This is a genomic window from Amygdalobacter indicium, from assembly GCF_029101545.1.
GTDB classification, from domain to species: Bacteria; Bacillota; Clostridia; order Saccharofermentanales; family Fastidiosipilaceae; genus Amygdalobacter; species Amygdalobacter indicium.
In genome coordinates, this window is the sequence record NZ_CP118866.1 from 1,146,066 (window position 1) to 1,160,337 (window position 14,272).

The 14,272-nt window shown below is 43.0% G+C and carries 10 protein-coding genes and 1 tRNA gene; 1 reads left to right on the forward strand and 10 read right to left on the reverse strand.

Translation table 11 applies throughout. The features are described from left to right. Positions 1-52: 52 nt before the first annotated feature. The 6 genes from PYS60_RS04840 to PYS60_RS04865 form a co-directional block, all read right to left on the reverse strand. Entirely contained in the window at positions 53-619 is a 567-nt protein-coding gene (locus tag PYS60_RS04840; protein ID WP_315568113.1) for a hypothetical protein, read from the reverse strand. After that, on the reverse strand, positions 595-1,710 hold the full coding sequence (locus PYS60_RS04845) for a papain-like cysteine protease family protein (protein ID WP_315568115.1): 1,116 nt from the start codon (positions 1,708-1,710) through the stop codon (positions 595-597). The genes PYS60_RS04840 and PYS60_RS04845 overlap by 25 nt, the downstream gene beginning before the upstream one ends. 354 nt (positions 1,711-2,064) lie before the next feature. Next, positions 2,065-3,363: an adenylosuccinate lyase gene (gene purB / locus PYS60_RS04850; RefSeq protein ID WP_315568117.1), complete on the reverse strand. Its 1,299-nt coding sequence runs from the start codon at positions 3,361-3,363 to the stop codon at positions 2,065-2,067. Then, positions 3,360-4,655 (reverse strand): adenylosuccinate synthase, encoded by a 1,296-nt coding sequence (locus PYS60_RS04855; RefSeq protein ID WP_315568119.1) that lies wholly within the window; start codon positions 4,653-4,655, stop codon positions 3,360-3,362. The genes purB and PYS60_RS04855 overlap by 4 nt, the downstream gene beginning before the upstream one ends. 184 nt (positions 4,656-4,839) lie before the next feature. After that, complete coding sequence (locus PYS60_RS04860; protein WP_315568121.1) at positions 4,840-5,265, reverse strand: flavodoxin domain-containing protein; 426 nt, start codon at positions 5,263-5,265, stop codon at positions 4,840-4,842. A gap of 63 nt (positions 5,266-5,328) precedes the next feature. Beyond that, positions 5,329-5,410, reverse strand: a tRNA-Leu gene (locus PYS60_RS04865). A 247-nt stretch (positions 5,411-5,657) separates the two neighbouring features. On the opposite strand from PYS60_RS04865, the gene PYS60_RS04870 reads away from it, so the two are divergent. Next, positions 5,658-7,772 carry an ATP-dependent DNA helicase gene (locus PYS60_RS04870; protein WP_315568123.1) on the forward strand — a complete coding sequence of 705 codons (2,115 nt, stop codon included), beginning with the start codon at positions 5,658-5,660 and terminating at the stop codon, positions 7,770-7,772. A 1-nt stretch (position 7,773) separates the two neighbouring features. Here the strand turns inward: PYS60_RS04870 and PYS60_RS04875 are convergent, their stop codons facing one another. The 4 genes from PYS60_RS04875 to PYS60_RS04890 form a co-directional block, all read right to left on the reverse strand. Continuing rightward, positions 7,774-9,387, reverse strand: coding sequence for a peptide chain release factor 3 (locus PYS60_RS04875; RefSeq protein WP_390866519.1), 1,614 nt, complete (start codon positions 9,385-9,387; stop codon positions 7,774-7,776). Between the two features lie 47 nt (positions 9,388-9,434). Further along, on the reverse strand, positions 9,435-11,237 hold the full coding sequence (locus PYS60_RS04880) for a DUF815 domain-containing protein (protein ID WP_315568125.1): 1,803 nt from the start codon (positions 11,235-11,237) through the stop codon (positions 9,435-9,437). A 123-nt stretch (positions 11,238-11,360) separates the two neighbouring features. Then, positions 11,361-12,875, reverse strand: a complete 1,515-nt coding sequence (locus PYS60_RS04885; RefSeq protein ID WP_315568127.1) for a putative glycoside hydrolase — start codon at positions 12,873-12,875, stop codon at positions 11,361-11,363. A gap of 4 nt (positions 12,876-12,879) precedes the next feature. Further along, positions 12,880-14,259, reverse strand: a complete 1,380-nt coding sequence (locus PYS60_RS04890; protein WP_315568128.1) for a hypothetical protein — start codon at positions 14,257-14,259, stop codon at positions 12,880-12,882. Positions 14,260-14,272: the final 13 nt, after the last annotated feature.

The window sequence follows — 14,272 nt, forward strand, 5'->3', positions numbered from 1 at the left end:
GCAGTTTAAAAAAGATAAATAAAGCGGTGAAGTTCTTTTCACCGCTCCGTTCTTACTTGTTCGCTGTTGCCGGCTGCTTGAATTTCAAGGCAATTTGCAGGTGGTAGTTAATATGCCGTTCGTTAACGGGTTTCTTGTTTTCAGAACAGTTGTAGTAATAGAAGTGTAAAACTGTATCTTTGGCTTCAGTTAAAGTCATGTTATAAACTAAAACACATGGAGACCCTCCGTCAAGCTTCTCTCTTACTGCAAAGCATTCTCTTTTCAAGGAATAATTTTTAATACACTCCTGTTGATTAGGAAATGTCCATATAAAAACCACAGGTTTAGCAAGTATGATTTCCCAGTCGACAGTTGCTTTATCCACCTCCACGGTAACAGTCTCATTAACTGTTTCGGCATTATGCGGAGTTTTCCGAGCATCTGAACTTTTGAAAATAGGTAAATCGTATTTTTTACCGTTTATCAACAGCACATTACTATCAGGATAACCGGGGCGATGACAAGGAAACTTTTTCCAAGAAGGGCCTTCGCTGAAGATAAAAATCGCAGCTATTGCTATTAAAACAATTATCACCGGACAGATAATTTTTATTAGAATTCGATTGTGTTTTCCCATGAAAAACTATCTCCATCAAGTACATAAGTAAAATTGCCGGAATCATCAAGTGTTACACTCTCACGCCTACCCCCATTCGGTTCCAGTAAAATTAACACTCGATCGCCACCATAATTACTGTCCCACTCTTCAAAACCTATCAAGCCAACTGAATGGCCCTCATTTCCTACAAGACGTAGATGCATCGGATCACCACTGTTAATATTGCTTTTAACTCTACCAAATCCTATTACACCCATATAAGATGGATACACGCCCCAATGATTATAGGCATTTTTCATATCATCCCAACCTCCACCGTGATTCCAAGAATCTCCATAAATATAACGGGCAACATCAATATCTGACAAACTTGTCCCTTTGTAATAATTAATAATTGCTGCACACGTTGCTGCCCAACAAGTTTCACCTTGCTGAGAAACTCCGGCAATCGACAGGACATTAGATTCATACGGCGGTACCGGAGCCAACAACATACCGGCACTTCTTTCAGAACTTTTAACGGCAGTCTTCAAATCTTTTAAGCTTAATGCCGTATTTGTTGCTACCTCATAATCACCAACGCTTCTTACGGCATAATTTGTTTCAGACGGATTAAGAGCATATATAACTTTAGCAGTCTTACCGTCATAAGCGTACAAATTAACACTATCAGTAAACAAAGTATATTGAGTCTTTCCCTCTAAAAACAACTTTTCCAATTCTCGGGAAAAGGCAACACTCAAAATAGAGTTGTATTTACCGGCGCTTTTACTTACTTGTAAAATAGCAATTATTTTTTCTCTATCTACTACCGGATAATAGGCGGCAGATTGATGATTTTCTATATTATAAATCTCAAAAGCTTGTCCCAAGTAGCAATTATTGGAGACTTTTAATTCTTCAGCAGTATTCAGAGCGTGCAAATGCTTCGGTAAAATCCTCAAAGCATATTCGTTAACTTCTGCAGCTACAGGATTGCTTTTAATAGTTACTCCATTATCGGCAGCACTTGAAAACACAAAACTGCCGCACGCAATAACAAACGCCAATACTGTTGTCGTCAATTTGCGCAAACTAGAAAAACATTTTGTTATGTCTGATTTTTTCATACATAACCCTCCTTAATCTTTATTTTCTTCCTCAGGAAGAATATCTGTACTTAATTTATAAACACCCCACTCCTAAGTGTCAACATCAGCAGGATTGTTAAGATAAAAAATCTCCAATTTATACAATTGTAAATTTTATATTTTGTTATTTTGCACAAATAATACCTAACGCAATCCGATTAAAAGCCTAAATCATCGGCTGTTAAAGGAAGAGCAGAAATTTTTGCCGCTCATTTCCCTTGGAAAATTTAACCATTAGTAAACGGCTGTAAACAAAAGTTTACAAAGAAAAATCGTTAAAGAAAAAGCGTGCCCGAATACAGACACGCTCTAAAAAGTAAGCGCTTGCCGCAACTATTGCAACAATCCTACCTGCCGAAAAATATCGTCCACATATCTAAGATGATAACGGTAATCAAAAGCATCGGCAATCTCAGATTCCGGCAACAGCTTCGGAATTTCACTCGCCTCCACCAAATCGCGGAATTGCAAATGTTCATTCCAGGACTTGGCCGTCAGCTTTTGCACCGAATCATAAGCCTGCTCACGGGTTAAACCGGCCTTATCAATCAATTTCAACAACAATCTTTGCGAATAAATCAAACCGTATGTTCGTTTCATATTTTCCGCCATAGTTTCCGGGAAAACGTCCAAATTGCTCAAAATCCGATTGAAGCGTTGTAACATATAATCCAAAGCGATAGTTGTATCAGGTAAAATTATCCGTTCCGCTGCCGAATGGGATATATCCCGCTCATGCCACAGAGGCACATCTTCATAAGCCGTCAACATATGGCCGCGAATAACTCGAGCCATCCCGCAGAGATTTTCCGAACCTATAGGATTACGCTTATGCGGCATAGCCGAGGAACCTTTCTGTCCGGGATTAAAATGCTCTTCCACTTCATGAATTTCCGAACGTTGCAAGGAGCGAATTTCCGTCGCGAAATTCTCAATACTTGTAGCGATGAGTGCCAATGTTGCCAGATATTCGGCATGTAAATCACGCGGTAAAATCTGGCTGGTTATCGGTTGCCGCTGCAAACCCAACTGCCGTAAAACACTTACTTCAATTGCCGGCGGAACATTAGCATATGTCCCGACAGCTCCTGAAATTTTACCGCTTTCCACAGCAGATGCGGCGTGTTCGAAACGTTCAATATCACGAACAATTTCCACATACCATCTGGCCAGTTTCAAGCCGAAAGTTGTCGGTTCCGCCTGAACTCCGTGTGTTCTCCCCATCATGACGGTATCTTTATACTTCAAAGCTTGAGACGCAATAGTTTCTTTAAGTTGGAGCAAGTCGCTGCGCAATATAGCATCAGCCTGTTTCAAAAGCAGACCCTGTGCCGTATCGACAACGTCGGTAGAAGTCAAACCGTAATGCACCCATTTTTTCTCTTCGCCTAAGCTTTCGGAAACTGCACGGGTAAAAGCGACAACATCGTGGCGGGTAACGGCTTCCAATTCCGCCACCCGTTCACAAGTAAAAGTCGCATTCTGTTCGATCTTGGCAGCATCGGCCGCCGGTACTTCTCCCAGCTCGCACCAAGCCTTGGTTGCTGCAATTTCTACAGCCAACCAAGCGCGATAACGATTTTCATCTGTCCAAATTCGGCCCATTTGCGGGCGTGTATATCTCTCTATCATGCCTTAAATTCCCACGGATCCTGCAATACTATTGTCTGATGGCGATCAGCCCCTACAGAAACTGTAACTAACGGTACTTGCACAAGCTCGGATAAGCGTTGTAAATACTTGCGGGCATTTAACGGTAAATCTTCCCACTTACGCACTTGGGTGATATCTTCACTCCAACCGGGTAATTCCTCATAAACCGGTTGACATCTCTGCAATTCTTTCAGACTTGCCGGATAGTAATCAATTTTTTGTCCGTCCAACTCATAAGCGACGGCCAATTTTACCGTTTTCAATCCGGAAAAAACGTCCAACAGATTCAAGCTCAGGGCATCAATACCGGCAACTCGACGCGCATGTCTTAAAGCAACTGTATCAAACCACCCTACACGTCTGGGTCTACCTGTTACAGTGCCGTATTCGTGTCCCGTTTCTCTGATATAATTACCAACTTCATCGTGTAACTCCGTCGGGAAAGGACCGGCGCCCACTCTCGTTGTATAAGCTTTACAAATTCCGACAACCGTATCAATCTTATGCGGACCGACGCCTGCACCGGTGGCAAAACCGCCTGTAATAGTATTGGAAGATGTAACGAAAGGATATGTACCGTGATCAATATCCAGCATCACACCCTGAGCCCCCTCGAACAAAACTCGATTATTCCGCTCGATAGCATCATTGACAACAACGGAAGTATCTTTAACATACTTTTTCAGTTTTTGTCCCATTTCCCAATACTTTTTATATATTTCATCGAAATCCAACGGTTCTTTACCGTAAACCGAAGTAAATAAAGCATTTTTTTCCTGTAAGTTGAAGCGCAATTTTTCAGCAAAGGTATCTTCTTCCAGTAAATCGCACATTCTGATGCCGATACGGGAGGCTTTATCCATATAAGTCGGGCCGATACCGTTTTTGGTTGTGCCGACTTTGTTGGCGCCTTTGGCTTCTTCCTGATAGACATCCTGTAATATATTGTAAGGCATAATTACATGTGCCCGATTGGAAATTGCCAGTTTATCGGTATTAATACCGTTTTCTTCCAAATATTGGATTTCTTTCAGCAAAACTTCCGGATTAATCACCACGCCGCTACCGATAACAGCTTCTTTTTTGGATTCAAAGATACCTGAAGGTATCAAGCGCATCTTGAAAACTTTACCACCGAAAGCGATTGTATGGCCGGCATTATTACCGCCGTTCGATCTGACGGTCATATCAGCCGACTGACTCAAATAATCCGTCATTTTTCCTTTGCCTTCATCGCCCCATTGGCTACCGACAACTGCAATTACTGTCATTAGTATCACCTCATAAATCTCATAGATTAAAATACTATATAAAGTGTACCACCTGCCGAACATTAGTCAATCTGCTTTTACTTTTATTTGTAAGATTTTCAGCAGGCGAAAGATTAAGGGCGATAGCAAAAAAAAGCCGCTTCTTCGAAGAAACGGCTCTTAAAAGTCGACAAGCAATTATCCATTATGACTTCAACAAGTCTTCCGCCAGTTCAGCCAGCTCCTCTTCTGCATCCGCATCGGGCGACTCCAGACAAGCGTAAGGCTGATGCACTTCACGGCAACCTAATTCCTGCATTTTTTCCGACCAGGCTTGCAAATATTCACCGTCTCCCCAGCCGAAAGTTCCGCAAAGGAAAATATCGCGTTGTTGCAACTTGTCGCCCAGATTCTCGATAAACGGTAACATGTCGCTGTCGTTTACTTCTTCCGTACCGCAGGCGGGGGAAGCGAAAACCAGAATATCACCTTGTAAGAATTCATTAGCATCCGTTTCGTTGACCGGAGCAATATAGACTTCTGCGCCGGCATTAAGCAAAGCTGTCTCCAAGCTGCGGGCCAAGTTCTCGGTATTACCTGTTTCACTGTAATAAGTAATGCTGATTTTCATAGTCACCTCTCAAATTATTAAAATTAAAATTAAATGCCGCTCTTCTGAGAAATAAAGAAAAAATGCGGATAACAGGACTCGAACCTGCATGACTTTCATCACTAATACCTGAAACTAGCGTGTCTACCAATTCCACCATATCCGCATTATATACAAGGCACCTGCTTACAATCTCACGGGCAATTTCCTTAATTATAGCGGAAAAATCGGCGCCCGCCGACGAAGTTCGTGCAACATGTCACATATTTTAGCATAATTAACATTTTTCTGCACTACCCTGTGAAATATAATTCGGCATCACTGCAGTTAATCGTCCGGCGATAATTTTTAGTTATAATAAGTTGTAGTCGCTTAAAATTATTTTTCTATTTAGGCAAAATTCGAGGTGAAAGATGGCCGACAATATTAACGGTGACAATTTCAAAGAATGTTATCGCCGCCATATAGCAGACCGGGATGCCGGCTTAAAGCATTTAAAATTTCCTTTTGCCTCCTTACGTCCGGGGCAGGCGGAAGTTATGCAGGAAGTAAGTAAATGTCTCGTAAACGGTACAACTTATTTACTTAATGCCCCGACCGGTTTCGGCAAAACACAAGTTTGTTTATTGCCGGCTTTATCCTGTTTAGGTAAACACCTGATTAAACGCATTTATTACTTCACCAATCAGGAAGCCCAAAGAGTTTTACCGGTTAAATTATTACAGCAACTTAATACCTGCAACGAATTACATCTTTGGTCTCTGACCATGTACAGTGTGCAGAAATCCTGCTCGCATCATGACTTTTGTTATTTTTCCGTCAATAAAAAACTGCTGCAGGAAATAGCGCAGAATTATCTCAGAACGTGTAAAGAACACATTGATTTCGAGCAGGTACAGACTTTAGCTGCAAATTATAATGTTTGTCCTTATCTTCTGCAAAACAAGTTGGCGGAATATATGGACCTGGTAATTTTGGATTACAACTATCTTTTAGATCCGCTGCAAACCTTGGCCTGTTTCAAAAGTGATAAAGAAAAATATGCTTTATTGTTGGATGAAGCGCACAATTTACGTCGGCGGGGAGAAAATATTTTTCACTGTCAAATTAATCTCAACACATTTGTCGCTTATCGGCGGAGATTGCAAAAATTACAGGCCGCTTCCTCTGCGGCGAATGCGAAAAATTTAAGCGAACTGATCGGACGTTTGGATTTATTGTTGGATTTTTGTCGAAAAATTGCTCAACTGCTGCAGCAAAAAGATATTGATCGCAACAAGTTGTCCGCTTGCTTGGAGATTTCTCCGGAAAATTCTCTTTTAAGTCAAGATTCAAGTCGGGAAAAACAGGTAATAAACTTTTACAGTCGTCAGCCTTTGCCGCAATTCAATCAGCTGTTTTTAAATTTTTGGCAGTTATGGCAGGAGTTTTGGCAAAGTGAAAAAAATGTTTTTGCCGAAAATTGGGGAGAATTAAGGAAGTTTCAAGATGAAATCGCTAAATTTAAGCGTTTGCAATTTCTGATCACTAATTACTGCCCCGGTTTTATTAATATTTTCAGTTACCTGACAAACGCCAAGGGCCACACTTTACTTTTCACCATTCATTGCCTCGATGCTATGCCGTTAATCAAGGCTGCTTTGCCTGCAAATTCCGCCAAGATTTTTTTCTCGGCGACGCTTTTGCCGCCCGACTATTACAAAAAGATGTTGTGTTCCGCTGCCGAACGCTGTATTTATCACGCCGCCCCTTCACCTTTTGACCCGGCTAAAAGAAGGGTTGCTCTGCTGGCTTATGCCGACTTGAGTTACAGCAACCGGCAAAGCAATTATGAATTAGTTGCCAAGTCGCTCTTGGCTTATCTTAAAATTGTCGGCGGCCACCTGCTGGTATTTGCACCTTCTTATCGTTATGCAGAAATTTTAGCTCAACGAATTAAATTAATCTTACCGCAAAACATGCGCTTAATTGTGCAAACTGCCAATACCGCTGCCGTGAAGGAACAATTTCTCAGGACTTTACAGGACAGAACTGACCCCTCCCCGTTATTGGCGCTGGCCGTTATGCAGGGAAGTTTCAGCGAAGGTTTGGATTTGCCGCACAAAAGTATCACAGCTATTGCAATTATCAGTGTGAACTATCCTGCAAAATCCGACCTTTTAAGTTTGGCGCAGGAATATTATCAATCGGCTTACAATACTGCCGGTCAAAATATTAACGACGAATACGACAATCAGATACTGGCTGCCGATTATTATGAAAATACGCCTGAAAATACAACAAAATTACCCAATCTCAGTCCGGCTTATCTTTTTACGCAATTATATCCGGGATTCAGTAAAATTCTGCAGGCTTGCGGCCGTTTAATCCGAAGTGAAGAAGACGAGGGCGACTTACTTTTACTGGATGCACGTTTTACGCAACCGCAATTTCAAGATTTGTTAAAAGAAGCTTTCGGCAGTTACGCCGTTCTCGACAGTCTGGCGGAATATGTTGCCTGGCTGCGCAATCTGCCGAAATCTAATTAAATCAGTGTTTTTCTCTGATGCTGAGAAGTTTCAAACCGGGATTTTTTTCTAAAGCCCAGTTCTGTGCCCAATTGCTTTCGAATAACAAAACCGGCTGTTCATCCTGATCCAGAACTTTCATAGTTGTGGAAGTTAAATTCAATTCATCCAAGTCAACTGCTTCCTGACTTTGATCGACCCAACCGGCAATATGATAATTCAATAATTGTCTGTTAATGGCAACGTTATACTCGTTCTGCAGGCGAACTTCCAGAACGTCCAGCTGCAAGATACCGACAACACCGCAAATATAAGTTTCCGTACCGATGCCGTATTCTTTATAAATTTGGATTGCCCCCTCCTGCGCCAACTGTTCCATGCCGCTGACAAAAGCCTTACGTTTCATAGAATCTTTGGGGCTGATACGGGCGAAGTGTTCTGCCGGGAAAACTGGGATATCACCGAAGGTGAAGTTGCGGTTTTTCTCGGTTAAAGTATCGGCGATCCGGTAATTGCCCGGATCAAAAACACCTATAATATCGCCGGCATAAGCTTCGGTAACGGATTTGTGTTCCTGCGCCATAAATTGTTGCGGTTGCACAATACGCAAGATTTTGCCGTTGCGTTGCAGTTTTACTTCCATATTGGGAGTAAATTGACCGGAACAGATGCGCATAAAAGCTATGCGGTCCCGATGTCCCGGATTCATATTCGCCTGAATCTTAAAGACGAAAGCGGAAAATTCCGGAGAATTCGGTTCAATCATACCGGCACTGCTCATCTTCGGCTGCGGCGAAGGTGCCAATTCCAGAAAGCTTTGTAAGAAGGTTTCAACACCGAAATTTGTTATGGCACTGCCGAAATAAAGCGGTGTAAGTAAGCCCTGATTGATCCGACTTTGCTCAAATTCTTCGCCTACTTCATCCAGCAATTCGATATCCTGTCGTAATTCCGAACAATAATTCTCGCCGATAGTAGCGACCAATTGTTCATCGTTCAAATCAGCGACTGTAATTTGAGCCTTTTTCGCTCCGTGATCCTGACCTTTACGATACAATTCCACCTGTCGACTGAGACGATTGTAAACACCTTGGAAATCACCGTGAATGCCTATAGGCCAATTCATAACATAAGACTTAATGCCTAAAACTTTTTCAATTTCATCAATCAATTCCAAAGGCGGTTTCGACGCACGATCCATCTTATTTATGAAAGTAAAAATCGGAATGTGTCTCAAACGACAGACTTTGAAAAGTTTAATTGTCTGCGGTTCAACGCCCTTAGCACCGTCAATCAGCATCACGGCAGCATCAGCTGCACATAAAGTTCTGTATGTGTCTTCGGAAAAGTCCTGGTGACCGGGAGTATCCAAAATATTAATACAGTAATTATTGTATTCAAACTGCATAACGGAGCTTGTAACTGAAATACCGCGCTGTTTCTCAATTTCCATCCAATCGCTGGTAGCATGAGTCGACGCTTTACGAGCTTTAACGCTGCCGGCCTGATGAATTGCGCCCCCGTAAAGCAAAAGTTTTTCGGTCATTGTGGTTTTACCGGCATCCGGGTGGGAAATAATCGCAAAGGTTCTGCGACGTTTAACTTCTTTTTCTATTGCCATAAATCTTTCTTCCATTCGTTAACTATTTAAGTTTGACTTCAATTCTGTTGAATTAAGGCAAATCAGGGTGTCGGCGTATCGCTTGTCATGTTCGTTGGTGTGTCCATCGGCGTATCCTTTGTCAAATTTGTTGTTGTCTCCGCTGTCGGGTCGATAATATGTTTGAATTGTAAACGTGTAATAATCGGTCTGACCTCTTCGCTGCGTTCAGGGCGGCGAATATTAGGTAACGGGCGTTCTGCAGCTGTTTCCGGCTGCTGTGCGTATTGTTCGTTTTCCGGCTGTTCTTCTGCTTGTTCTTCTGTAAGTTCTTCCGGCCTTGTTTTCGCCTGCATTTCCGGCTGCTGTTCCGCTTGCTCTTCCGGCTGTTCTTCCGGCTGTGCGGGGACGGAATTTTCGGCACCAACTGCAGTATCTGCAAGTTCGGCGGCAGGTTCTGCGACTTTCTCCGTGCTTTCCTCTATCGGTAAATTACTTGCCGTTGCAATTTCGGTTGACTCTGCAAGCTCGGCGATTTTTTGCTTAGCTTGTACCTTATCATAAGTCATTGTCAACTGATCGTTTTGCATACAGCGCCAAACTTCGAGGAAATCTCGTGCCACATCCAGGTCAAACGCCTTCTTTTGTTTAGCATATGTCAGCGCCGCCTGCGTCAAGTTCTGATCGTTAACCTCAAAGCCGGCTACTTTGGCAAAAGCATAAACAGCTGCCAAATACTCTTCCTGATTGGGTAATTTGAATTCCATCTGTAGTTTGAAATATTTATGCAACAAAGGTATTTTTTCTTTAATTTCGCTTAAATCGCCATCATAGCTGGCATAAATAAGGCAATTGGACGGTAAAGAATAATCAGCTGCCGCACTGAACAGGCGCAAACGTCTATCAAATTCCGTACTAGTTCCCGCGCTTCCCAAACGTAACAGCGCAAGCACAATCTTTAAGTTGCCGGCAGAATTAGCTTGGAGGAATTGCAAAAGTTTAGCGAAATCAATCTCCTTATCTGCAGCCTCCGGGCACAATTCCAAATAACGATAGCCGGCTTTGACGAATTGCTCCGGCAAAAGACGCAGAGTTGTAGTCTTACCTAAGCAGGCGGGGCCTGTGAGTAGGACATTGTTCCGTTCGCCGTGCACAATAAATCTTGCAGTATTTTCAATTACTTTCACGCAAATGCCGTTATAATCGAAAAACTCGTAATCTTTCGGATAAAACTCCGGTTTGAGCGCTTTAATTTCGCCGGCAAAATAAGCTGCCGGGTAACGACAAAATATCCCGGAGCCGGCTGTTTCATGGAACTTTCTCAAGCGCGGCAGCATAGCAACAAAAGCTTCCCGCTTTTCCAAAGCAAAAATCAAAGACTTGTACATCAAGCACCAGGTGTTGGAACTGCCGTCATCTTTACCTACGGCATCTAAATTGTTGACTTCGTTGAAAAACAGGGGTAAACGGGAAACTAACGGCAGCAGTTCCTCATGTGCGGTCAGAATATAAAGTGAGCGCAGATAATCTCGCAAAACTTCCGCACTGATTGTACAAATAGCTTGAATGCACTCCAAATCCGTCAATATAGCATCAGAAATATAATTGGAAGCAGCTACGGGATTTTGCGTAAAAGTGTTGCAATCGCATAATAGTTTTTCAATTAAAAATCCCGGCAAACTGACATCGGCGCGCTCTTTGGCCAAGGCGGCAAAAAATTCACAATAAGCTTCTATCAGGCGACCGTCAGGGTCATCAGCTTGTGAAAGTAAATCCAACAGGTGTTGCAAACTACGGCCAACGGGATTCGCAAAAATACCCTTGTACACTGTTATCAATTTATAACTTTGAGCAAATAAACGAATTGACTCCCGCGTGTATTCCATGTAATTTACCTCGATTTTTACTTAGCTAATACGTCAACGTAAATTCTAAGCAATAAAGCTCGTACTTGCATTGCATTATCATAAAATTAAAATTACATTTTCCTGACATTATAATCGGCAAAATCAATTCCCGCTCGCAGAGCTTGTCGCAGTCGGCTGCTCGTCCGGAGTTACTTCACCGGCCAAAGAGGTGAAAATTTCCCGGCTGTAATGCGCCTCACCGTTCCATAAAATATATTCATCCAAGCCCGAATCATTCAAAGCTTTGATTTGTTTGGCAATTTCCGCCGGTGTATATTTATGCCAATAATTACGCGGTAAGTACCCGGCAGTAAAAGCCTGCAGATACGGGCGATAAAAAGTGCTTCCCTGTTTTGAAAAATTGCTCAAATAATAGTTGGCTGTGGCACTGATAACACCATAAGGATCCAAATCCGGGGCTTTAAAAAGCTGACCGTTAATTTCCGTGCCCACGCCGTTGCCGCTCCAAGGCGAGGCATTGGCATAATCGGACGGGAACAAAATGGGTGTTATGCTGTCCAAGCCGCAACTGGAAAACATCCGATAGCTTTGACCGCTGCTGAGCTCACCTTGCTTACTGTGGACATCGAAAAGCGAGGCGGATAACGGAACGCCCAGTTTATCCGACAGTTCAACTCGCATAAATTCCAGGAAACGGGCGATAGCTGCCGGTTTATCGGGTAAATCTTCTTTTTCGCCATAATAAACGTTGCCCACTTCATTGGCGGCGACACCGAAAGGAAAGCGCACCTGGTCCAATAAAAGCTCATCGCAGCCCAAGTCAACCGCTTCATAACAGCAATCACGAATATAACGCCAGACATTGATATTGTACGGATTGACGAAAGATGCTTCGCCCTCGTTCGACCAGTTAATTACGCGATTTTCTTTGTCTTTTACGGCAAATTCCGGATAATTACGGGCCAAAAGCGTGTCACGGAAGCAGGAAATTTTGCCGATGACTCTAATTCCCTGATCCTTCAATTTTTGAATGCGTTGGGCCAATTCATCGTTGCCGACAATACTGACGCCGGCTTTTCGGGCAATAATATTTTCAGTCGGATAATGAAAATAAGAATCGGATTTAACATTAATCACAACACTGTTAATCTCGGTATTTTTCACTAAAGAGATAATCTCGCTTAAGTTATCGCCGTTGCCGATATAAACGCCTTTAACTTTGTAATGGCGCAGCAGTTTAAGGTGATTAATCGGAGGTAAAGGTCCGAAAAACTTATCAACTTTAACCTGTTCCTCCCGCGTATAAGCCGCCAAGCTGTCACCGTATTTGGCTGTAACGCCGCTACCTGCTTCTTTGGCCTCCTCGGCTGCCGAAATACCGGATTTATTGCGCAGCGGGCTTTTAGCCGCCCGGCTGTAATTCGGTTGAGAAATTTTTGGTAAGTCGGCTTCCAATTCCGCCCCGCTTTGGATACGCTTCGGCCCCTGTTCGCTGACTTTTACGGCAGCCGAACCGTTCACATCTGTCGGCCCGCAAGGTTCTGAAACTCCGGCAGTTCCTGTCGACTTCGGCAGCTGATTTTTGGGCATAGAACAGGCAGTCAAAAAAGCAAATGTTACAACTGACACTAATAAGAGTTTGGCCGGAATTCGCATATATTTACCTGCCGCTCCGATTATTGTTTGCAGTTGTAGTTTCCGTCCAGGCCTGCAAAACCTTTTTTGTACCCGCCTGCGTCTTTTTAGCCGTCCGCTGCAAGGCGAAATCCAAAAGCATCTGACTTACTTTCAAATCCCCGTCTGCCAACGGTAAAGAAATGATGCCTTTCAAATTCCGATTGTTCAGCGCATCTGAAGCCAGACGCACACCCAAAGGCGGGGTTGCCAAATAAGTTTCCGGCAAGTCGCGCGCCAACATATTGCGGACTGTCGCGTTATCATAATAAAGTATTTGTTCAGTATTTTTACTATCATCAATTAACAAAAAGTCATGAAAACGCAAGGCTAAAATTTCGCTGTTCAAATCGGCAGCATCCATAACATCATCCAGATAATTGAACAAAAAAGCGCGTTTTACGGCATTATTCAAGCAATGAATACTGATTTTGTCCTCTACCAGCCAACGTTGATATTGACGCCAAACCGCCGGTTGAATAAGCGGTTTAATACGGCGGTTGAAATCGTCCTGTGCCAGCACCTGTTCCAATTGCCGGAACAAAAAGTTTTTCGATTTGGCCGCCGACTGGTCCAAATTAATAAGACGTGAAACTATTTCACCGGCAACCTCATTGACCATCAAAGGCAAATGTAAAAATAACATTCTCGATTCCTTGACATACCAAGTCCAATCAACCATCAGGAAAAAGTAGCCTAATACAGTGGCTGCGAAAGTACCTTTACTTTGAATGGCATAACGGCGGAAAAATTCCGTCAAATTGCTGCAAGTCTGCTTGATTAACAATTCCTTCTCCAACAAACGGACACATTGTTGAACAAATATCCGATCCGAAAGTTCCAAAGAGCATTTGTCCGCCAATAATTCTTGCGCAAACGGCGGTCTTTCTTCTCCGCGACCCTGCAAATAGCGATAAACCAGACTCAAAGTCAACTGCATATCACTATTGGGAAAAGCGTGCTGCCAGATAACAAAGCCGATGATGAAAGTATAGTAACTGGCGCGATATAAGGCCATATTACGTAAAATCTGTTTTTCTTCTTTATACAATGGTTCACTGAAAGCGGCATAAATCAAGCCGACCTGCTGCGTATTCAACTGATTGGTAAAATTCGCCAGTTGATTGGTTGACAAGCGCGCCAGCTGATCCAGAAAGGCATTGACGGAACTGCGATCAATTTGAGCCGGAATTTCTTCAATCAGCAAGTGCGTCCGGCGCACAATCTGCAAAGCGTCCTGCAAACGCAACTTATTAAGCGGATGTTGCTCTTTTTCGTCAAGCTCCTGTTGTTCGCCGCCCGCCATCCAGGCACTCAATTCCGTTCCCTGTGTGTTTTTGCTGTTTTCCTGCTTATTTTCCGACATTGCTTCCCTGCCG